The sequence below is a fragment of the Heterorhizobium halophytocola genome, assembly GCF_017873095.1.
Classification (GTDB): Bacteria; Pseudomonadota; Alphaproteobacteria; order Rhizobiales; family Rhizobiaceae; genus Allorhizobium; species Allorhizobium halophytocola.
The window spans coordinates 78,957-100,627 of record NZ_JAGGJU010000001.1 but is presented as its reverse complement, the minus strand read 5'-3'; the positions used below and the strand labels follow the sequence as shown (position 1 = coordinate 100,627).

The following is a 21,671-nucleotide window of genomic DNA, read 5'->3' as shown; positions in this document are numbered from 1 at the left end:
AAGGATCAGCGCGATGAGATCGGAAAACGGACCCTTGAGGGTCGGCATCGGCGGGCCGGTCGGCTCCGGCAAGACGGCGCTGACGGAAAAGCTGTGCAAAGCGATGCGCGACCGCTATTCGGTCGCCGTCGTCACCAACGACATCTATACCCGCGAGGATGCCGAGGCCCTGGTCAGGATGCAGGCGCTGACCTCAGACCGGATCGTCGGGGTGGAAACCGGCGGCTGCCCGCATACGGCCATCCGCGAGGACGCCTCGATCAATCTGCAGGCGATCGCCGACCTGACCCGGCGTATTCCCGATCTCGACGTGGTGTTCATCGAATCGGGGGGCGACAATCTGGCGGCCACCTTCTCGCCCGATCTGGCGGATCTCAGCCTCTACGTGATCTCGGTGTGCCAGGGAGAGGAAATCCCGCGCAAGGGCGGGCCGGGCATCACCCGCTCCGACATGCTGGTGATCAACAAGAAGGATCTGGCGCCCTATGTCGAGGTCGATCTCGAGGTGATGGACCGGGATGCCGGCCGCATGCGCGCCGAGCGCCCCTTCGTCTTCACCGACCTGAAGCGCGGGGAAGGGGTCGACGAGATCGTCGCCTTCCTCGAGGCGCATGGCGGTCTCTGAAGCCGGATGGTCCGGCCCCGGCGCTGCCTCCCGCAACGGCGCCGAAGCCGGACCTTGGTGCCGGATGAGCCTTGTCACCCAGCGTTCCCCCCACGGGTCCTCTGAAGCGAGGCGTCAGATCTGCCGCAGGGCACTGACGTCGCTGATCTGGATCAGGCGTCCGCGCACGGTGACGCCGGCCTGGCGAAGCGAGGAAAATGCGCGCGACAGAGCTTCCGGTGCCAGGCCGAGCTTGCCCGCCAGCAGTGTCTTCTGGAACGGCAGGCGGATCGACGCCGATGTGCAGTCGGCCGGGCAATGGCCCAGCAGATAGGTGGCGACCCGTTGCGGGGCCGTCTGCAGCCGGTCGTTGGCCACCACCTCCAGCGTGCTGCGGACACAGGTCGAGAGACAATGGATGACCGCTCTTGCCACGTCTCTCTCCTCCTCGGCCAGCGCGCGAACCTTGGCGAGATCGAAGCGTGCGACCGTGACCGGCTCGGCGGCCTGCGCATTGCAGGGATAGGTGTCGCCGGCTGTCAGCAGCCATTCGTTGAAGGTGTCTCCCGGGCCGCAGATGCGCACATCCGCCTCGCGCCCCTCCCGGTTCAGCCGGTAGAGCCGTACATAGCCGTTCAGCACGCAGTAGAAATGGCGTGCCGCCTCACCCTCGCGAAACAGCACGTCGCGGGTCTCGTGGTGATTGACGACAACGCTCTCCATCATCCGCGCCAGGGCTTGCGGGCCCAAGGCCGCCATGAAGGGCATGCTGGTGAGAATGGCGCGTTCCCGCATGTTCAGCATCAACCTCTTGTTCACCCCTGGCTCCTCTGACAGCAGTCTCGACGGATCCGGCCTTTCCTGCACCCAGAAGGCGCCACGCGCCGGTCCCATGCTCGAACGATAGCCGCAGAGGTGCAGCCCCCAGTTGATTTCGATCAAACGTCGGGCAGGCGGGCGAAAGTTTCGTGAGGAATTGCTGAAGTAGGCGGCGGGCGGCCCCGCCGGGCTGCCGTCACCGGGAGACCCGCCGGCGGCGCAATCCCGCTGGAGCACGTCCGGCAGCCACCCGTTCACCGGACGTGCTCCAGCTTCTTGTTTTTACCCATTCCGGACGAAAACCGCGATGGCCCTGTTCCGGCAAATGCTTCAGACGGCCTGCGGGATGCGGGCGATCACCTTGATCTCGAAGTCGAAACCGGCAAGCCAGTTGACGCCGACCGCGGTCCAGTTCGGGTAGGGGCGCCCCGCCAGTACGGCATCGCGCACGGCCATGATGTCTTCGATCTGGGCCTCCGGATCGGTATGAAAGGTGGTGACGTCGATGACGTCGTCGAGCGAGCAGCCGCCGGCCGCCAGAACCGCCCGGAGATTGTCGTAGGCCCGCTCAACCTGGCGCCTGAAGTCGGGCTCCGGTGTCCCGTCCTCCCGGCTGCCGACCTGGCCCGACACGAACAGAAGATCGCCGGAGCGGATTGCGGCGGAATAGCGGTGGGCCTCATAGAGGGCGTGCCGCTTTGCAGGGAAGATCGCTTCGCGTGTGGTCATGATGGATATCCTTTCTGGCAGGCCGACAGGCGCCAGCCGTCCGTCACGCAGCGCGGCAGGCGGTCCGCGCGTCATCCGGTCGGGCCCTGGGGTTCACAGCGGCTTCGCAATTTTGTATACGAAGCGTATGTCAATCAAACATACATACGAGGCGTATGTCAATGCGCATACGCGAGGTATGCGAATGGAGAGGCAACAGCGTGGCCACAAAGCGCCGTAGCGAGATGATGGAGGAAACCCGCGCCAAGCTGATCGGCGCGGCCCGCAAGGCCTTTGCCGAGACAGGCTATGCGGCCGCCTCGATGGACGACCTGACAGCGGCGGTCGGGCTGACGCGCGGCGCGCTCTACCACAATTTCGGCGACAAGCGCGGACTGCTGGCCGCCGTGGTCAACCAGATCGATGCGGAAATGGCGGCACGGGCCCATGCCATGGCCGGCGAAGCCGCCGATACGTGGGGCGCGCTGCTGGCCGAAGGCGTCGCCTATATCGGAATGGCTCTGGATCCGGAGGTCCAGCGGATCGTGCTGCGGGACGGTCCGGCTGTGCTCGGCGATCCGTCGCAATGGCCAAGCCAGAATGCCTGCCTGCAGACGACGATCGAAGCCCTTAGCGCTCTGGTCGAGGAGGGGGTGCTGAAGCCTGTGGATGTCGAGGCGGCGGCGCGGCTGCTGAACGGGGCGGCCCTCAACGCCGCCCTCTGGGTCGCAGCGAGCGAGGAGCCGCAGGTCGTCCTGGACAAGGCGGTGGCGGCATTCCGGGCCCTGGCCGAGGGACTGCGCCACACCGCGTCCTGAAAAAAACCGCCCCGTCTCGGCGGCACGCGCCGATGCCCTTGCCGCAGCGCCAATGAAAAACGGCAAATGCCGCATAGGCACCTGCCGTTTTTCTTCAATGCGTCCAGTGCAGGCATGCCTGACGGCTTGCGCCCACCGGGGTGGCTGTCTTACTCCGCCGCCAGGGGCGGCAGGGTGACGACATTGCTGCTGCCGTCCTTGGAGCCGCGATGCGGGCGGCGCTGGTCCTCGACGGCGGCCAGGCGTTCCTCGATGCGGCTGATCTCCTGCCGGTTGGTGCGGGCGAGGTTCGACAGCGCTTCCGGTTCCAGCGGCAGGTCCTCGTCTTCCTTCCTGCCGACCAGGCGGCTGAAGATCTTGCCGAGCAGCCAGGACAGATCGTCCATGATCAGGAAGAAGGACGGCACGACCAGCAGACTGAGCGCGGTCGAGACGATGATGCCGCCCATCACGGCAATCGCCATCGGCGCGCGGAACGAGCCGCCTTCGCCGACGCCGAGCGCCGACGGCAGCATGCCGGCCGACATGGCGATCGAGGTCATGATGATCGGGCGGGCACGCTTGCGGCCGGCCTCGACCATGGCATGCACCCGTTCCATGCCCTGGGCGCGCATCTCGATGGCAAAGTCGACCAGCAGGATGGCGTTCTTCGTCACGATCCCCATCAGCATCAGCATGCCGATCATCACCGGCATCGACAGCGGGTTCTGCGTCACGATCAACGCCACCGCCACGCCGCCGAAGGCCAGCGGCAGCGACAGCAGGATGGTGAAGGGCTGGATGACGTCCTTGAACAGCAGGATCAGCACCACGAGCACCAGGACCAGGCCCTGGATCATTGCATTGCCGAAGCTCTGCACCATCTCGGCCTGAATTTTGGCGTCCCCGCTCTCGGCCAGCCGGACGGTCGGCGGCAGCTTGGTTTCGTCGACGATCCGCTTGAACTCGGCGGATGCCGTGTCAAGCGCGGTGCCCTGCGGCACGTCGGAGCCGATCGCCACGACGCGGTTGCGGTCGTTACGCTTGATCGAGCTCGGGCCCTCCGAGTAATCGACGTCGGCCACCGAGAACAGCGGCACGGTGCTGCCGGTCGCGGTCGTCAGTTTCAGGTTGCGGATCGAGTCCAGATTGCGCCGCGCATCGAGCGACAGCTGCACGCGGATCGGGATCTGCCGGTCGTCGAGCGAGATCTTCGCCAATTGCGCGTCGATATCGCCGATCGTGGCAACGCGAACGGTCTGCGAGATCTGCTGCGGCGTGATGCCGAGCCGGGCGATCTCGTCCTTGTGCGGCCGGATCTGCAGTTCGGGCCGGGGCAGGGCGCCTTCCGAGCTGACATTGGCGAGGATCGAGGAGGCCCGCAGATTGGATTCCAGCGTGCGCACGGCCTGGTTCAGGTCGTTCTCGTTGCTGGACAGGAAGTTATAGGTGAGTTCGCGCTCGCCCCGGTCATTGAGCTTAGAAATTCTGACGTCCGGAATGTCGCGCAGGGCGGCGAAGACATCCTTCTCCACATCCCATTGCGGCCGCGTGCGGCCGTGATCCGGCACCTTCGGAATGTAGCTGCCGATCACCGGCAGACCACCCAGCCCCTTGTTGACCAGGGTCTTGAGCAGCGAATGGTCGATATTTTCGAGGATCAGCCGCACGGTCGCGCGGCGCAGCTCCAGGTCGCCCTTGGGCGAGGCGCCGCCGAGCACGAAGACACTTTCGACGCCGTCGATGTCCTTGACCTTGTTGTAGATCTGCGTCGTCGTCACCTCGGTGTCGTCGAGCGTGGCATTCGGCGGCAATTCGACCGACAGCACGACGCGCGAACTGTCGTCCGGCGGCAGGAAGCTGCCGGGCACCTGCGAGAGCAGGGCAATGGACGCGATCAGGAAGCCGATCGCGCCGACCAGCGTGGCATACCGCCAGTACCATTTGCGCGTCGTGCCGGTGACGATGCGGGTATAGAGCCGCATCAGCCGGCCGTCATTGTCCTGGTGATCCTCCATGCCGTCTTCGGCCCGCATCAGATAGGCGGCCATCAGCGGCGTGATCAGGCGCGCGACCGCCAGCGAGAAGAAGACCGAGAAGGCGACGGTCAGGCCGAACTGGATGAAGTACTGGCCGGGAATGCCGGGCATGAACGACACCGGCACGAAGACGGCGATGATGGTGAACGAGGTGGCGATCACCGCAAGGCCGATTTCGTCGGCCGCCTCGATGGCGGCACGGTAAGGCGTCTTGCCCATCTTGATGTGCCGGGCAATGTTCTCGATCTCGACGATCGCGTCGTCGACCAGGATGCCGGTCGCGAGCGTCAGGGCGAGGAAGCTGACGAGGTTCAGCGAGAACCCGATCATGTCCATGACCCAGAAGGTCGGGATCGCCGACAGCGGCAGGGCGACGGCGGCAATCAGCGTCGCGCGCCAGTTGTGCAGGAAAAGGAAGACCACGATGACGGCGAGCAGCGCGCCTTCCATCAGCGTGTGCAGGGCCGCTTCATAATTGCCGTAGGTGAAGTAGACGCTGTCGTCCACCATCTCGATCTTGACGTTCGGATTGTTCTTGCGCACCTCGGCAAGGCTGTTCGCCACGGTTTCCGACACTGAGACTTCGCTGGCACCCTTGGCGCGGAACACGGCGAAGGTGACGGTCGGATTGCCGTTGAACCGCGAGAAGGATTTCTGCTCCTCGTAGGTGTCCTTGATCGTGCCGAGGTCGGACAGCTTGACGAAGCGGCCATTCGACAGCGAAATCGTGGTGTTGGCGAGATCGCCGACATCGCGGGCATCGCCCAGCGTGCGGATCGCCTGTTCATTGCCGGCCACCTGGCCACGGCCCGAACCGAGATCGACATTGACGCCGCGCAACTGGCTGTTCACGTCGGCTGCGGTGATCCCGTAGGCGTTCAGCCGGTCGGGGTTGAGCGAGACGCGGACCTCGCGGTCGGCCCCGCCATAGCGATCGATCCGGCCGATGCCGGGTTCGCCCTGCAGCGCGCGCTTGACGGTGTCGTCGACGAACCAGGAGAGTTCCTCGAGATTCATGTTGGGCGAGGAGACGGCGAAGGTCTGGATCGCCTGGCCCTCGACATCGACCTTGGAGACGATCGGCTCATCGACATCGGCAGGCAGCGAGCCACGGATCTTGTCGATCGCGTCCTTGGTGTCCTGCACCGCTTCATTGGTGGGCTTTTCGATGCGGAAGACGACGGAGGTCTGGGACTGGCCGTCGGTGATCGTCGAGTTGACCTCGTCGACGCCGCTGATCGAGGCGACCGCGTCTTCGACTTCCTTGGTCACCTGCATTTCCAGCTCGGCCGGCGAGGCGCCGCTCTGGGTGACGGTGATGGCAACGACCGGCACGTCGATATTCGGAAATTTGGTGATCGGCAGGGCGTAGAACGCCTGGATGCCGAGCATCAGCAGCACGAAGAATGCGAGCAATGGGGCGACCGGATTGCGGATCGACCAGGCGGAAAAGTTCATGGACTACCCTCTCGCTTCAGTTCGACGCTGCGGTTTGCTGCTGGTCTACGGGTCTGATGTGGTCGCCTTCGCCGACAAAGGCGCCGGCCTTGGCCACGACCTCGTCGCCTTCGGCAAGTCCCGATTTTACCTCGACAAAGCCGTCGTCAATGATGCCGGTCTCGATCTTGGCAACGTGCACGACGCCATCCTCGACCCTGCGCACGACGGAGCCGTCGACGCCAGTGTTGACAGCCGAAAGCGGCAGCGCCACGGCATCGGCCTCGCTGATGACGATTTCGGCCCTGGCATACATGCCGGCACGGGCGCGGTCGTCGTCATCGATATTGATATGGATCGCACCCAGCCTGGTCGTCGCATCGACCGTCGGCGAGACGATCCGCACCGAGCCCGTCAGGTTTTCCGCGCCGCCCGCCACCGAAATCGTGACCTTCTGTCCGACCTTGACCTTCAGGATATCGGTTTCCGGCACGTCGGCCACCAGCTCGATCTGACCGTCGCGGATGACGGTGAACATCGGCGTGCCCGAGCCGGAGGCGATCGCGCCGACCTTGGCGTCGCGGGCCGAGACGGTGCCGGCAAACGGCGTGCGCACATCGGTGCGCGCCAGTTGCAGGTCGATATCCGCGACCTGTGCGTCGATTACCTTGATGTCGGCCTTGGAAACGGCAATCGCCTTTTCGGCGCTGTTGAGCTGGGCCTTGGCGCTGGCGGCGCTGGTCTCGGCCTGCTCGACCTGCGAGGTCGACATGGTGCCGTTCTTGCCGAGCCGCTGGGCGCGGTCATACTGCCGGTCGGCCTCGTTGGCGGCGGCCTTGGCGTCGGCCATCTGCGCTTCCGACTGGGCGAGTGCTGCCTCTGCCTTGGCACGGTTGGCGGCATACTGGCTCTTCTGCAGGGTCAGGCTGTCATCGTTGAGGCGGGCGAGCACCTGATTGGCCTCGACCACATCGCCGGTATCGGCGTTGAGCGACTTGATCGACATGCCCTCGACCAGCGGCTGGATATAGACCTCCTGCACCGGCTTGATCGAGCCGGTGGCGACCACGCGGTCGACCAGGTGGCGCTGCGCCGCCTTGGTGACGACGATCGCCGGCAGATTGTCGGATGCCTTGGACTGTCCGGCGGTGTCAGGCGTGCTTTCCGCCAGGGCGCCAGCGGGTGCGGCAAGCGCCGTGCAGGCGAGGAGAAGGGCAATATGGGTCGTCTTGCGAAACATAATCCAGGTCATCCGATCCGATTTCAACAATCAGCAATAGCAAATTCGGCCCCGTCATTGAGCCGTCAAATTCCGGGGTAAACCTCCCGGCAGCCATCCCTGTGCTCGGATCGTTCCTCAAGCGGGCGTCTTCGCATCGGGCGCCCGTCAACGTGGGAAGGATTTTGCGCCGTACAAGTCTGATCGGGGCAAAAAAATCCCGCCACGGCTGTTATAGTTGCAGCCGTGTAATTCTACAACAGTCGATGCCCCATTCTGGCCGCATCTGCACTGTGCCTGCCCAACAAAATACACGGGCCTGAGCCCGTGTATAGGATCAATCTAATTATAGTATATAACGTTACTTGAGTGCTTCGTCGGTGACGTCGTGGGTCCAGGCGCCTTCCGGCTGCTTCTCGATGATCTTCTGGTCGAGCAGGGCCTTGGCGGTCCGCTCATAGACATCTTCCTTGAGCACGCCGGAGCCGTCGCCGATCAGCTTGGCGACTTCGCCCATCATCCGCTTCTGGTGGTTCTCGTCCTGGCCGCCATTGTCCATGACGATCTCGGCGGCTTCATCCGGGTTCTCCATGGCATATTTCCAGCCCTTCATCGAGGCGCGGACGAACTTGACCATGTCCTCCTTGAACTTCGGATCCTTCAGCTTGTCTTCCAGCGCGTAGAGGCCGTCTTCCAGCAGGTCGTTGCCCATGTCGGAATAGTTGAACACGGTCAGGTCTTCCGGCTTGTAGCCGGCATCGATCAGCTGCCAGTATTCGTTATAGGTCATCACCGAGATGCAGTCGGCCTGCTTCTGGATCAGCGGCTGCACGTCGAAGGACTGTTTCAGCACGGTCACGCCATCGGCGCCGCCTTCGGTCGACAGCCCGAGCTTGTTCATCCAGGCGAAGAACGGATATTCGTTGCCGTAGAACCAGACGCCGAGCGTATGGCCCTTGAAGTCGGCTTCGGTCTTGATCGGACCATCGGCCGGGCAGACCATTTCCATGCCCGCCTTCTGGTAGGGCTGGGCGATGTTGACCAGCGGAACGCCCTTTTCGCGGGCAACCAGCGCGCCGCCCATCCAGTCGACGATCACGTCGGCGCCGCCGCCGGCGATCACCTGTTCCGGGGCGATGTCGGGGCCGCCGGGCTTGATCGTGACGTCGAGGCCCTCGTCGTCGTAAAAGCCCTTGTCCTTGGCGACAAAATAGCCGGCGAACTGGCTCTGCGCGACCCATTTCAGCTGCAGCGTCAGCGCGTCGGCCGCCATCGCCTGCGCAGCCGCCAGGCTGAAAGCACCGGCCATCAGTGAAAGCATGAGTTTCTTCATGTCGTTGGTTCCCTTTTCCCTCTGAGGTTCGACCCGGCCCGGTCGTTGCCGGCCCGGATTTTTATGCGCCTATCCACCACGGACAGACGGATGCCAGAATGTCACCGTCCGCTCGGCGAGCGCGATGAGCCCATAAAAGACCGAACCGCAGAGCGCCGCAACGGCGATTTCGGCCCAGACCATGTCGACGTTCAGCCGGCCGATCTCGGTGGAGATGCGAAAGCCCATGCCGACGATCGGCGTGCCGAAGAATTCCGCGACGATGGCACCGATCAGCGCCAGGGTCGAGTTGATCTTCAGCGCATTGAAGATGAAGGGCATGGCGGCGGGCAGCCGCAGCTTGACCAGCGTCTGGCGATAGTCCGAGGCATAGGTATGCATCAGGTCGCGCTCCATGTGGCCGGCGGCGCCAAGGCCCGCCACCGTGTTCACCAGCATCGGAAAGAAGGTCATGATGATGACGACGGCGGCCTTCGACTGCCAGTCGAAGCCGAACCACATCACCATGATCGGCGCGACCCCGATGATCGGCAAGGCCGAGACCAGATTGCCGATCGGCAGCAGGCCGCGGCGCAGGAAGTCGATCCGGTCGGCGAGGATCGCGACGACAAAACCGGCGCCGCAGCCGACGATGTAGCCTGCCAGCACCGCCTTGAAGACGGTCTGGCGAACGTCCGCGCCAAGGATCGGCAGCGAATGGATAAAGCGTGCGCCGATTGCCGAGGGCGGCGGCAGAAGGATGAAGGGCACGCCGAAACCGCGGGTCAACGCCTCCCAGAGGATCAGGATCCAGGCGCCGAAAATGGCCGGGATCAGCAGGCGCAGGCCCGCCCTCGCATGACGGTCGGCAGGCGTCAGGCCGGAGAGCACGCTGACGCAGGCCCAGCCGCAGAGCCAGGCAGCGGCGATCAGCAGGAAGAAGGCCTGGCGCATCTGGCCTTCATTGCCGGAAAGGCTCTCCAGCAGCAGCCAGGCGGCCAGATGCGCGCCGAGGAAAAGCACGGTCGCGCTCAGCCGATGCGCGGCCCGCTTGCGGGTGATGACGGCGCCGAGGCCGGTCAGGATCAAGAGAGCCGACACCAGCAGCGAGACGCCGCTGCCATTCGCGGCGGTGGAGGTGAGCGGGCGGGCGGCGGCCGCCAGCACCAGCAGCAGGGCGGCGATGACCTGCCAGTTGTCCCTGATGCGGGTGATGGTCGAGGATGTCGTCATGCCGGTCTCCCGCCCATGGCGCGGGTGGTGATCCTCGCGGCAATGTCGACCAGGGTGACCAGCAGGGCGGCAAGGATCGAGCCGGCGATCAGCGCTGCCCAGATGTCGATCGTCTGCGAATAGTAGGCGCCGGCCAGCAGCTTGGCGCCGATCCCGGCGACCGCCCCGGTCGGAAGCTCGGCAACGATGGCACCAACAAGGCTTGCGGCAATCGCCACCTTCATCGAGGTGAAGAGATAGGGGATGGAGGCCGGCACCCTCAGCTTCCAGAAGGTCTGCGCGGTCGAGGCGTTATAGGTGCGCATCAGGTCGAGATGCATGGCGTCCGGTGAGCGCAGACCTTTCACCATGCCGACGGTGACGGGGAAGAAGGACAGATAGGTCGAGATCAGCGCCTTCGGGATCAGCCCGGTCACGCCGATCGAGCCGAGCACGACGATGACCATCGGCGCGATTGCCAGCACCGGCACGGTCTGCGAGGCGATGATCCACGGCATCAGGCTGCGCTCCAGCGAGATCACGTGGACGATGCCGACCGCGATCAGGATGCCGAGCACGGTGCCGAGCGCAAAGCCCGCCATGGTCGAGGAGAGCGTCACCCAGCCATTGTAGACGAGCGAGCGCGAGGAAGTGATCTTGCGCAGGAAGGTGTTCTCGATAAAGGCGACGGCCACTTGATGCGGCGCCGGCAGCGTCGGCTTGGCCTGCGCCATGGTCCGCTCGACAAAGGCGATGCTCCAGCCGGAGTCGACCTTGCCGCGCTTGTCCATATCCCGCTGCACCGGCGCATTCATCACCACCGCTGCGACATACCAGAAAACGATGATGCCGGCGATGATGGCAAGGACGGGGACGATCCTGTCGCGCAAGGAGAGGGCGCTCATCGGCGGACCTCCGGGGAGGTGGGGAGGAATCCCGTTGGTGGAATAGGCGCCTGGCTCTCACCTCCCTCTGCCCTGCCGGGCATCTCCCCCTCAAGGGGGGAGATCGGCAAGGTGTGAGATGGCCGATCCAGTTCGGCGCCGGGTTCTGGGATGCCGACGTCGAATTGCCGCCAGGTTTGCTCCGGGAGATAGGTCGGTGTTTCGACCCGGGCGAGTTCAGCGCGGTTCGATCTCCCCCCTTGAGGGGGAGATGTCACGAAGTGACAGAGGGGGGTAATACTCCGGGCACCCCGCAACATGGATGACCGCATCTCTTTCGTCTTATTAGTCGCAATCCTACTCATCATAACTGTGCCCCGCCTTCAGCCCCTCGCGGACGCGGTGGGCGATTTCGAGGAATTCGGGGGTCTCGCGGATTTCCAGCGGCCGGTCCCGCGGCAGCGGGCTCTCGATCACGTCGGTGACCCGCCCGGGGCGGGGGCTCATCACCACGATCCGGGTCGACAGATAGACCGCCTCGGGGATCGAATGGGTGACGAAGCAGATCGTCTTGTTGGTCGCCGCCCAGAGCTTCAGCAGCTGTTCATTGAGGTGGTCGCGGACGATCTCGTCGAGCGCGCCGAAGGGTTCGTCCATCAGAAGCAGGTCGGCGTCGAAGGCGAGCGCCCGGGCGATCGAGGCGCGCTGCTGCATGCCGCCCGACAGCTGCCAGGGATATTTCTTGCCGAAGCCGGCAAGGTTGACGAGGTCGAGCGTGCGGTCGATGCGCTGCCGCTGTTCGGCCTTCGAATACCCCATGATCTCCAGCGGCAGGGCGATGTTCTTCTCGATCGTGCGCCAGGGATAGAGGGCGGCGGCCTGGAAGACATAGCCATAGGACCGGTCCTGCCTGGCCTTGTCCGGCGTCGTGCCGTTGACGGCGATCTCGCCGCTCGTGTGCTTTTCAAGATCGGCGATGACCCGCAGAAAGGTGGTCTTGCCGCAGCCGGAGGGGCCGATGAAGGAGATGAAGTCGCCCTTCTTGACCTCCAGATCGACATTCGACAGGGCGTGCACCGGACCGTCATTGGTGTCGAAGGTGAGGCTGAGGTTCTTCGCCGAGACGACGGAAAAGGGAGCTGCTGTCATGGCGTCGGACCGATCGGTTTTCTCTGGCGACTGGGTGCCGCATTTGCTGGTAGACTGGTGGCACCGGCCAGAGCCGGCGCGTCAAGGAATGCACGGATCCGTCCCTTTTTAAAGGAGTGCTCGCATGACCCTGGCATCAATCCCCACCTGCCGCATCGTCAAGCCCGGCCACAGCTATGCCGGCAAGCAGGGGCTCAACTATTTCGAAGGCATTTCGGCCGAAAGCGTCGGGGCCACGGATATCTGCCTGCATGTGCTGACCATGCCGCCGGGCATCCGGGCACGGGCGCACCTTCACGAGACCCACGAGACCGCGATCTACATGCTCTCGGGATCCGCCCATACCTGGTACGGCGACCGGCTGGAGCATCACGTCGTCCTGCATGCCGGCGAGATGATGTATATCCCGGCCGGCGTGCCGCATCTGCCGGCCAACCTGTCTGCAACGCCCGCCACCGCGATCATCGCCCGCACCGATCCGAACGAGCAGGAAAGCGTCGTGCTGCTGCCGGAGCTCGACGGACTGGTAGAGATGGTGGCGGAGTAGGGGACGGCGGCCGTCGGCGCATCCATCGCCGGACCTGCGGGCAGCGACCCTCAATGGAAGCGGCTTACCCCCCTCTGTCCTGCCGGACATCTCCCCCTCAAGGGGGGAGATCAGCGGGCTGCACCCGATCGCATATCGCTGACCATGGTATGCGCTGCGTCTTGCACGGACATGCTGACGGAGCTGGATGGACACGGGATTCCGCGCGCTCCCCCTCACGGCGGGAGAATGGAAGAGGCCGTATGATGCGGTACTCTCGGAAACACTGCTGCCGCTCGCCCCTTGCTCACTGGCCGGCGGTGCGCGATCGCGTGCCGCCCGCTGATCTCCCCCCTTGAGGGGGAGATGTCCGGCAGGACAGAGGGGGGTGTTGCCGGATGCCAGAGCTGTCCGTTGGTCGCCTTGCCCAGTCAATCCGAGATGTGAACAGCTCATCGTTCGCCCCCGCATCAGCCGCTCACACCCCGGTTGCCGGAATGCCCGTGCGTTCGACCTTGCGCGGCGAGACCAGTTCCTTCCAGGTCGACAGCGCCTTGTTGACGGCGGTGAAGGGCTCGCGGGCGACGAACTGGCCGTGGCCTTCCTTCGTCTTCATGGTGCCGTCCTCGACCGCCACCATGCCGCGGGTCAGGGTGTAGCGCGGCAGGCCCTTGACGGTCTTGCCCTCGAAGACGTTGTAGTCGATCGCCGACTGCTGGCTCTTCGCCGTGATGGTCTTTTCCTTCTGCGGATCCCAGACGACGATATCGGCGTCGGCACCGACCAGGATCGCCCCCTTTTTCGGATAGACGTTGAGGATCTTGGCGATATTGGTCGAGGTCACCGCGACGAATTCGTTCATCGTCAGCCGGCCGGTCGACACGCCGTAGGTCCAGAGCATCGGCAACCGGTCTTCCAAGCCGCCGGTGCCGTTCGGGATCTTGGTGAAATCGCCGACGCCATAGCGCTTCTGGTCGGTGGTGAAGGCGCAGTGGTCGGTGGCAACGACCGAGAGCGAGCCTGCCTGCAGGCCGGCCCAGAGGCTGTCCTGATGCGCCTTGTTGCGGAAGGGCGGCGACATCACCCGGCGGGCGGAATGGTCCCAGTCCTTGTCGAAATATTCGCTTTCGTCGAGCGTCAGGTGCTGGATCAGCGGCTCGCCATAGACGCGCATACCCTTCTGCCGGGCGCGGCGGATCGCCTCGTGGCTCTGTTCGCAGGAGGTATGGACGACATAGAGCGGCACGCCGGCCATGTCGGCGATCATGATGGCCCGGTTGGTCGCCTCGCCCTCGACCTCGGCCGGCCGCGAATAGGCGTGCGCCTCCGGACCGTTATTGCCCTCGGCCAGAAGCTTTGCCGACATCGAGGCGACGACGTCGCCGTTTTCGGCATGAACGAGCGGCAGGGCACCCAGTTCTGCGCAGCGCTGGAACGATGCGAACATCTCGTCGTCGTTCACCATCAGCGCACCCTTGTAGGCCATGAAGTGCTTGAAGGTGTTGATGCCCTTGTCCTGCACGACGGTCTTCATCTCGTCGAACACCTGCTCGTTCCAGGAGGTGATCGCCATATGGAAGGAATAGTCGCAATTGGCGCGGGTGGACTTGTTGTCCCAGCGCGTCAGCGCCTCCAGCAGCGACTGGCCGGGATTGGGCAGGCAGAAGTCGACGACCATGGTGGTGCCGCCGGCAAGCGCCGCGCGGGTGCCGCTTTCGAAATCATCGGCGGAATAGGTGCCCATGAACGGCATTTCCAGATGCACATGCGGATCGATGCCGCCCGGCATGACATAGCAGCCGGTCGCATCCAGGGTTTCGTCGCCGGAAAGGTTCGGGCCGATCTCGACGATCTTTCCGCCCTCGACCTTGACGTCCGCCTTGTAGGTCAGGTCCGCCGTAACGACCGTTCCGCCCTTGATCACCGTGCTCATGCCGTTCTCCCTTATCGTCTTTGTGTGTTTGCTGCTGCGCCATCATGGTCGCGCATGCATGGGGTCAGTCGATCCTCGTGATCTCGATCGCGTCCGCCGTCCGCGTCACCGGGCCATGATACACCGCCTCGATATTGTTGCCGTCGGGATCGAGCAGGAAAGCGCCAAAATAGCGGTCATGATAGGGGCGCAGGCCCGGCGCGCCGTTGTCGCGTCCGCCGGCTGCAAGCCCCGCTTCGTAAAAGGCCCGCACCATCGTCTCGTCGGCGGCCTGGAAGCAGAGATGCAGGCAGGAGACGGGACTGTTGCGCTTCGGCGAGACATAGAACTCGTCGCACCAGAAGTCCTCGCCGTTTTCCTCGATGGAAAGGCCGAGCGCCCCGAGCACGGCGACATAGAAGCGGCGGCTTGCCGCGATGTCGGTGACGAAGATGCCGACGTGATCGATCAAGCGTCCGACAGTGCTCATGGGAAAACCCTCCGGAAGTATGGAAAGAGATCAGGCCTCGACGAGACCGAGCCACTTTTCGATGCGCAGAACCCGCTCGTCCATCCGGTCGAGCCGTTTGGAGATGATCGCATATTGATGTCCGAGGATGCCGTGGTGGCCCTTGATCTCAAGAAGCTCCTCGGGTTGACGGTCGAGCAAGCCCCGGATGGCGAACCAATGCTCCAGAGCGAGGTTTTCAGTGGCAGGAGACAAAGCGCTCGCTCCCAAGATCTGACATTCGCAGAACAATGGCTCAATTCCTGACGGTCGCAATCTGGCGCCGACTTACGGGCTATCAACGCGTAGCGCGCCACAGCCGTGTCACACGTCGACCAGATCCAGTCGCCTTTCGATCCGGGCAAGACGCTCGTCGACGCGATCGAGGCGGTTGGACAGGCTGGCATATTGCGCAGTGATGCCGCCAACCTGATATTCGAGCAAGCCAAGCCGCTCCTTGGTTTCAAGGTGATACTGCGAATGAAGGGCGAGTACGTCCTGCATGCGCTTGAGCGTCTCGTAGAGGAGTTCGTTCGTAACCGTCTCGGCCATCGCGCTACCCTTTCACGAGGGGAATATACCGAAAGCGCGCTCACCCGACAATCTCCGCCGTCTCCAGCACCGCGTGGAACAGCACGTCGGCGCCGGCGGTCGCCCATTCCTTGGAGATGTCCTCGGCCTCGTTGTGCGACAGGCCGCCGACGCAAGGACACATGACCATGGTCGACGGCGCCACCTTGGCGGCCCAGCAGGCATCGTGGCCGGCGCCGGAAATCAGGTTCATGTGGGAATAGCCGAGCCTTTCCGCCGCCTCGCGCACCCGGGTCACCAGCGTCTCGTCGAAGGTCACGGGATCGAAATGGCCGACCGCCTCGACCGAACAGCCGACGCCGAGCGCCTCGCAGATCTTTGCCGCCTCCGCCTCGATCTTCGCCCGCATGCGGTCCAGTTTGTCCTGCGACGGTGTGCGGATATCGACCGTGAAGGTCACCTTGCCGGGCAGCACATTGCGCGAATTGGGCGAGAAGAACATCTGTCCGACACCGCCGACGGCGCCCGGCTGCTCGCTCATCGCGACGTCCTGGACCATTTCCAGAATCCGGCTCATCGCAAGGCCGGCATTGACGCGCATGGCCATCGGGGTAGAGCCGGTATGGGCCTCCTTACCGGTCAGGGTGAATTCCAGCCACCAGAGACCCTGGCAGTGGGTCACGACGCCGATCTGCTTGTCTTCGGCCTCGAGGATCGGGCCCTGTTCGATGTGGTATTCGAAATAGGCGTGCATCTTGCGCTCGCCGACCGCTTCCTCGCCGCGCCAGCCAATGCGTTTCAGCTCGTCGCCATAGGTCTTCCCCTCGGGATCCTTGCGATTATAGGCGTAGTCGAGCGAATGGACGCCGGCAAAGACGCCGGAGGCGAGCATGGCGGGGGCAAAGCGCGCGCCTTCCTCGTTGGCCCAGTTGGTGACGACGATCGGGTGCTTGGTCTTGATGCCGAGATCGTTCATCGAGCGCACGGCCTCGAGTGCTGCCAGAACGCCGAGCACGCCGTCATATTTGCCGCCGGTCGGCTGCGTGTCGAGATGGCTGCCGACATAGACGGGCAGGGCGTCCGGGTCGGTCCCGGGGCGGGTCATGAACATGGTGCCCATCTGGTCAACGCCCATGGTCAGGCCCGCCTCGTCGCACCATGTCTTGAACAGGTGGCGGCCTTCGCCGTCGGCATCGGTCAGCGTCTGGCGATTGTTGCCGCCGGCAATGCCGGGGCCGATCTTCGCCATCTCCATCAGCATGTCCCAGAGACGGTCGCCGTTGACGCGCAGGTTCTCACCCGGTGCTGCCACCATGATCTTCTACCTCACCTTTTGTCGGTCGGGCGCGCCCGTGTCGGTGCTGCCCGTCATTCCCCTTGTGCCGGCCCTGAACAGGCCCCGCGCCTTGTCGGTCTTGTCGAGGTCGAATATCGATGATTGCGTTTCGCAAGCTTCTCATCGATAATTTGACCGGCTGGTAAACTTTACAGTTTCCATCGCCGCACTCAAGATGAAACTTGAGAAAAATTGCGAGACTTAAACGGGCAATTGCATTAAATATATGCAGCCATTAAGTCATGCGGCTCAATAGCTTAGCGGTTGCTGCCGAAGAAGGGCGACGAGGAATGGCAATACCCAGGGCGGCGCAGACCCAGCGCCGGACACGCATCCAGGAGGCCAAGGAGGAAATCATCCTCGAGGCGGCGCTGGAGGTGTTTTCGCTGCGCGGCTTTCACGGATCGACCGTGGACAGGATCGCCGAGGTCGCGGGCATGTCGAAGCCCAACACGCTCTATTATTTCCGTACCAAGGAGGCCATGCATCGGGCTTTGATCGACCGGGTGCTGGAGAACTGGCTGGAACCGCTGAAGGCCTTCGACGCCGATGGCGATCCGGAAGACGAGATCCGCTGCTATATCCGGCGCAAACTCGACATGGCACGCGCCTATCCGCGCGAAAGCCGGCTGTTCGCCAACGAGGTGCTGCAGGGCGCGCCGCATGTGCTCGACGTGCTGAAAGGACCGCTGAAGGACCTCGTCGACGAGAAGGCCGAGGTGATCCGCAGCTGGACGCGGGCCGGCAAGCTGGTCGAATGCGACCCGCATCACCTGATCTTCTCGATCTGGTCGACCACCCAGCATTATGCGGATTTCGATGTGCAGGTGCAGGCAGTGCTGGGCGAGGGGCCGGCCCTCGAGGCGCGTTTCGAGGCGGCGGCGGTGTTTCTGGAAGACATGTTCATTCGCGGACTGGGTGCGCGTCAGGTGCAACCGGCCTGATGCGCCTTGGAAGGCGCGTGGTTCAGTCGGGCAGGGTTGCCATCAGCACCAGGCCCCCGGCGGTGACAAGCGCGCCGGCAAACACCGAGGCCCCCGCCCAGCCATGGCCCAGCAATCCCTCGAGAATGATGATGAAGGTCGGGGTCAGATAGCCATAGGCCAGGACCTTCGGCGCCGGCAGCCTCAGCGAGGCATATTGCAGCAGGAAGAAGGTGATGACGGTCGTGGCGATCGCCAGATAGACGGCCGCCGCCCAGACGAGCCAGGGCACGGCGGCGACATCGATCGCGGCCAGCGCCGGCACAGCCGAAAGGGCGATGAAGCCGAGCGTTGCCAGCACCGCCCACAGCATGAAGACCAGCGGCGGCTCGCCGCGATTGAACAGCCGGAGAAGCGGCACATAGATCGCGTGGCAGGTGACGCCGACGAAATAGATCAGCTCCCCGCGCCCGACATTGAAGCTTAAAAGGGCATGCAGGTCGCCGCGAAAGATCACCCAGACGGCGCCGACCGCGGCGAGGATCAGCGAGATCAGGACGTCGAAACGGGTGCGCTGGCGCATCAGCAGCCAGGCAAAGCCAGCGCTCAAAAGCGGCATCAGGGTAAAGACCGCACCGGTCGCCACCGGCTTGGTGAAGCGCAGGGCGACGAACATCGTCACCATGTAGACGGCCATCAGCAGACCGAGCACGATGAACCGGTGGGGCTCCTTCGGCAGCCGAACCGGCTGGCGCGCGGCCAGCATGCTGACGGGCACCAGGACGAGAACCGCGATCGCATAGCGGATCGCCTGCAGGGCGGTCGGCGCGACATAGCGGGTGGCAAGTCCGCCGATCGAAAACGACGAGGCGATCATCAGCGCGAAGACCAGCATGGCGGCATGGGCGCGCAGTTTTTCCGATCCGCGGGCATGGCTGTTGTGGCGGTCGGTCGGATCAAGGTCTGCTTGTGCTGTCATCGGTCGCGGTCGCTCTCGGGCCGAAGCGGCCCCTTTGAGCGACAAGCTCTATCAGAGCCGGCCGCGGCAGGGAAAGGGGCCATGGAGCCCGGCATCTATCCGGCGAAACTCTCCTCGCCGGTCGGAAACCATTGACGGCGCTTGGCAAAGCCGATGAAATCGTTGGCCGCCATCGGGCGGGCCAGCGCATAGCCCTGCAGCACCTGGCAACCGAGATCGGACAGGATGTGGGCGTGCTGCATGGTTTCCACCCCCTCGGCGACGATCTCGATCGACAGCGAGCGGCCGATATCGATGATCGAGCTGATCAGCCGGCGCTGCGACGGCGAATGGACGACGGGCCTTATCAGCTGACGGTCGATCTTCAGCCGGCGCGGCGCCAGTTTCAGCAGGCTGAGGATCGAGGCATAGCCCGTGCCGAAATCGTCGATCTCGATGTCGATGCCGTGGTCCTTCAATCTTGCGATAATACTGGCGGTCACCTCGTCGCGATCGTCGAAGGAGATCGATTCCAGCAGTTCGAACGAGACCTTGCCCTTTGGCAGTTTCAGGCTGCCGATGCGCTCCAGCAGGGTCTCGTCGAACAGTCGCTGGGTCGAGATGTTGACCGAGACCCGCGGAATTTCCAGCCCCTGCGCTTCCCAGCGGGTCGCCTGGAACAGCGCCTGGTCGAGGATCGCCGCATCGATCTGCGCCATCACGTTCAGGTCTTCGGCGATCTTCATGAAGGCGGAGGGGTTTTCCAGGCCGCGCTCGGGATGGTCCCAGCGCGCCAGCGCCTCGACGCCACAGATTTCCAGCGTGCGGGCATCGAATTGCGGCTGGTAATAGGCGACGAAGTCGTTGCATTCCAGCGAGCGCAGAATGGCGTCTCCGGTCTGCTTGGTGGCCAGCGCCTCGGACTTAATCGAGTCGGTATAATGCTCGACGCGATTGCGGCCCTGTCGCTTGGCTTCATAGAGCGCAATGTCGGCATTGATCAGCAGGTATTCGGCAGTCTCCTCGTCACTGCGGCGGGTGGCGATGCCGATCGAGGCACCGACGCGACAGTCCTGTCCGTCGTAGACGATCGAGCTGTTGAGCGCCTCGATCAGCCGGCGGGCGAGTTCCCTGTGTTCGATATCGGTCACGGTGGTGTTGCAGACGACGACGAACTCGTCGCCGCCGATCCGGGCGACGAAATCGCCGCGGCGGATGTTGTCGCGAAGCTTGGCGGCGGTATGACGCAGGATCGCGTCGCCGGCACCGTGGCCGAGCGTGTCGTTGATCTCCTTGAACCGGTCGAGATCGATATGCAGCAGGGCATAGCCGTTGCGGCGCAGCGGCTGGGCGTCGAGCTGCTTCAGATACTGGTCGAGATAGCGGCGGTTCGGCAGGTCGGTCAGCGCGTCATGCAGCGAATTGTATTCCATGTGCTGACGGGCGCGTTCCAGCTCCTGGTTATGCACTTCGGCCTGGCGCTTGGCCTCGCGCAGTTCTTCCTGCAGGCGCACGTCCTCGGTGACGTTCCAGTTGACGCCGACGATCTTCTTGCGGAAGCGGGAATCGCGGTAGACGGTGCCGAAGGCGCGGATATGGCGCACTTCGCCATTGGCGCAGACGATGCGGAAGTCGGTGGAATAGTCGCGATTGTTGCGGATCGCCTCGGCGAAGTTGCGCTCGGCGACCTGCAGGTCGTCGGGGTGCAGGCAGCTGCGCCAGATGTCGTAGCAGGCCTCGCCGCTATTCTTGCCGATCCCGTAGAGGGTCTTCATCCGGCCGTCCCAGAACAGCGAACCGGAGCTTACATCCATTTCCCAGACGCCGATCTTGGACGCCTCCAGCGCGATCTCGAGTCGGTGCGACAGCGCCCGCAACTCCTCTTCGCGCTGGCGCAGCACGCCGATATTGGCCTGGCGCTCACGCAGCAGGCTGGCGACCCAGAGGACGGGCGCCATGATCAGCGCGCCGACCGCCGTCATCAGGCAACGGAAGAACCAGATATCCGAAGGCGTCTGCGTCCAGCCGCTCTGCGGCACGGCATAGAGCATCCAGTTCTGGTCGGCGATGGTGGCGAGCATCCGCACGGCGTCGCGCTGCGGCACATCAGCCTTGCCGAAGAAAGGCTGATCGAAGGCGCCGTCCTTTCCGCGCGCGGCGATGGCGACGTCGATGGCGCTGCCCGGTGGTGACAGCCGGCCGCCGTCATATAACCGGTCGAGGTCGATGGTGGCGGTGACGATGCCCCAGAAATTGCCGCCTGGACGCCCGGCCTCGTTAAACACCGGATACTGGACGATGATGCCGCGACTGCCGTCATTGAGTTTCTGCGGGCCGGTGACGACGATCTGGCCGGTGTCGCGCGCCTGCTCGGCGGCGCTACGCAAGGGGGAGCCGGGGGACAGGTAGCCGTTGGCGATGGCACTTTCGGCCGCGGTCGGGGGAAAGGCATGGATCGGGTTCAGAAGGCGGGCTGCGGCGACCCCGCGCAGCGACGGTGCGCCTTCGAGAATGTTGCGGGTCAGGGCGTTGAAAGCCGCATTGCCGATATCCGGCTCGGTCTTCAGCGTGGCCACGATCCCCTTGACCAGCTGGATGTCGGCATTGATGTCGTTTTCCAGGCGCGAGCGGATCAGTCCCAGTCGCGTCGCGACGTCGGCCCGCGCGGTCTCCTGGTGGACGACCCGTTTCTGGGTGTCTGCATAAACGATCGAGACGAAAACCGCGGCGACGACAATGAGCGCCGGTAAATAATAGGCGAGCGCCGACCTGAATTGTTTTCCGTATAACATTTATC

Annotated in this window: 19 protein-coding genes; 4 read left to right on the top strand and 15 right to left on the bottom strand. The window is 64.0% G+C overall.

Annotated features, from left to right (window positions below; translation table 11 throughout):
* The first annotated feature begins 13 nt into the window (after positions 1 to 13).
* Positions 14 to 625: an urease accessory protein UreG gene (gene ureG, locus J2Z17_RS00500; protein WP_209941230.1), complete on the top strand. Its 612-nt coding sequence runs from the start codon at positions 14 to 16 to the stop codon at positions 623 to 625.
* Between the two features lie 114 nt (positions 626 to 739).
* Here ureG and J2Z17_RS00495 read toward each other — a convergent pair whose 3' ends face one another.
* Both J2Z17_RS00495 and J2Z17_RS00490 read right to left on the bottom strand, forming a co-directional pair.
* Complete coding sequence (locus tag J2Z17_RS00495; RefSeq protein WP_342454354.1) at positions 740 to 1,423, bottom strand: Crp/Fnr family transcriptional regulator; 684 nt, start codon at positions 1,421 to 1,423, stop codon at positions 740 to 742.
* 330 nt (positions 1,424 to 1,753) lie between these two features.
* A complete protein-coding gene (locus J2Z17_RS00490) occupies positions 1,754 to 2,152 on the bottom strand; it encodes a RidA family protein (RefSeq protein ID WP_209941228.1) in 399 nt (132 codons plus the stop codon).
* Positions 2,153 to 2,376: 224 nt separating this feature from the next.
* Between J2Z17_RS00490 and J2Z17_RS00485 the strand changes: the two genes are divergently transcribed.
* The gene (locus J2Z17_RS00485; RefSeq protein WP_245223819.1) at positions 2,377 to 2,949 is read left to right on the top strand and encodes a TetR/AcrR family transcriptional regulator; all 573 of its coding nucleotides are present in this window, start codon (positions 2,377 to 2,379) and stop codon (positions 2,947 to 2,949) included.
* 149 nt (positions 2,950 to 3,098) lie between these two features.
* On the opposite strand, the gene J2Z17_RS00480 is transcribed toward J2Z17_RS00485, so the two are convergent.
* The 6 genes from J2Z17_RS00480 to J2Z17_RS00455 all read right to left on the bottom strand — a co-directional run bounded on the left by J2Z17_RS00480 (position 3,099) and on the right by J2Z17_RS00455 (position 12,180).
* Positions 3,099 to 6,425, bottom strand: coding sequence for an efflux RND transporter permease subunit (locus tag J2Z17_RS00480; RefSeq protein WP_209941226.1), 3,327 nt, complete (start codon positions 6,423 to 6,425; stop codon positions 3,099 to 3,101).
* Positions 6,426 to 6,441: 16 nt separating this feature from the next.
* Positions 6,442 to 7,644 (bottom strand): efflux RND transporter periplasmic adaptor subunit, encoded by a 1,203-nt coding sequence (locus tag J2Z17_RS00475; RefSeq protein WP_209941224.1) that lies wholly within the window; start codon positions 7,642 to 7,644, stop codon positions 6,442 to 6,444.
* A gap of 340 nt (positions 7,645 to 7,984) precedes the next feature.
* The gene (locus tag J2Z17_RS00470) at positions 7,985 to 8,956 is read right to left on the bottom strand and encodes an ABC transporter substrate-binding protein (protein WP_209941222.1); all 972 of its coding nucleotides are present in this window, start codon (positions 8,954 to 8,956) and stop codon (positions 7,985 to 7,987) included.
* Between the two features lie 69 nt (positions 8,957 to 9,025).
* Positions 9,026 to 10,168 (bottom strand): ABC transporter permease, encoded by a 1,143-nt coding sequence (locus J2Z17_RS00465; RefSeq protein WP_209941221.1) that lies wholly within the window; start codon positions 10,166 to 10,168, stop codon positions 9,026 to 9,028.
* The gene (locus tag J2Z17_RS00460; RefSeq protein ID WP_209941219.1) at positions 10,165 to 11,052 is read right to left on the bottom strand and encodes an ABC transporter permease; all 888 of its coding nucleotides are present in this window, start codon (positions 11,050 to 11,052) and stop codon (positions 10,165 to 10,167) included. Before J2Z17_RS00460 ends, J2Z17_RS00465 begins: the two co-directional genes overlap by 4 nt.
* Positions 11,053 to 11,388: 336 nt before the next feature.
* On the bottom strand, positions 11,389 to 12,180 hold the full coding sequence (locus J2Z17_RS00455) for an ABC transporter ATP-binding protein (RefSeq protein WP_209941217.1): 792 nt from the start codon (positions 12,178 to 12,180) through the stop codon (positions 11,389 to 11,391).
* 124 nt (positions 12,181 to 12,304) lie between these two features.
* Between J2Z17_RS00455 and J2Z17_RS00450 the strand changes: the two genes are divergently transcribed.
* Complete coding sequence (locus tag J2Z17_RS00450) at positions 12,305 to 12,727, top strand: cupin domain-containing protein (RefSeq protein WP_209941215.1); 423 nt, start codon at positions 12,305 to 12,307, stop codon at positions 12,725 to 12,727.
* 457 nt (positions 12,728 to 13,184) lie between these two features.
* Here the strand turns inward: J2Z17_RS00450 and hydA are convergent, their stop codons facing one another.
* From hydA to J2Z17_RS00425, 5 genes are all read right to left on the bottom strand, one after another.
* Positions 13,185 to 14,639: a dihydropyrimidinase gene (gene hydA / locus J2Z17_RS00445; protein ID WP_209941213.1), complete on the bottom strand. Its 1,455-nt coding sequence runs from the start codon at positions 14,637 to 14,639 to the stop codon at positions 13,185 to 13,187.
* Between the two features lie 64 nt (positions 14,640 to 14,703).
* Positions 14,704 to 15,108, bottom strand: coding sequence for a VOC family protein (locus J2Z17_RS00440; protein ID WP_209941210.1), 405 nt, complete (start codon positions 15,106 to 15,108; stop codon positions 14,704 to 14,706).
* A gap of 30 nt (positions 15,109 to 15,138) precedes the next feature.
* Positions 15,139 to 15,342 (bottom strand): hypothetical protein, encoded by a 204-nt coding sequence (locus J2Z17_RS00435; protein ID WP_209941208.1) that lies wholly within the window; start codon positions 15,340 to 15,342, stop codon positions 15,139 to 15,141.
* Positions 15,343 to 15,450: 108 nt separating this feature from the next.
* The gene (locus J2Z17_RS00430) at positions 15,451 to 15,678 is read right to left on the bottom strand and encodes a hypothetical protein (RefSeq protein WP_209941205.1); all 228 of its coding nucleotides are present in this window, start codon (positions 15,676 to 15,678) and stop codon (positions 15,451 to 15,453) included.
* Between the two features lie 40 nt (positions 15,679 to 15,718).
* The gene (locus tag J2Z17_RS00425; protein ID WP_209941191.1) at positions 15,719 to 16,972 is read right to left on the bottom strand and encodes a Zn-dependent hydrolase; all 1,254 of its coding nucleotides are present in this window, start codon (positions 16,970 to 16,972) and stop codon (positions 15,719 to 15,721) included.
* A gap of 311 nt (positions 16,973 to 17,283) precedes the next feature.
* Between J2Z17_RS00425 and J2Z17_RS00420 the strand changes: the two genes are divergently transcribed.
* On the top strand, positions 17,284 to 17,937 hold the full coding sequence (locus J2Z17_RS00420; protein ID WP_209941188.1) for a TetR family transcriptional regulator C-terminal domain-containing protein: 654 nt from the start codon (positions 17,284 to 17,286) through the stop codon (positions 17,935 to 17,937).
* Positions 17,938 to 17,959: 22 nt separating this feature from the next.
* On the opposite strand, the gene J2Z17_RS00415 is transcribed toward J2Z17_RS00420, so the two are convergent.
* Positions 17,960 to 18,895, bottom strand: a complete 936-nt coding sequence (locus J2Z17_RS00415; RefSeq protein WP_209941187.1) for a DMT family transporter — start codon at positions 18,893 to 18,895, stop codon at positions 17,960 to 17,962.
* Positions 18,896 to 18,990: 95 nt separating this feature from the next.
* Positions 18,991 to 21,666 (bottom strand): bifunctional diguanylate cyclase/phosphodiesterase, encoded by a 2,676-nt coding sequence (locus J2Z17_RS00410; protein WP_209941186.1) that lies wholly within the window; start codon positions 21,664 to 21,666, stop codon positions 18,991 to 18,993.
* Positions 21,667 to 21,671 lie beyond the last annotated feature (5 nt).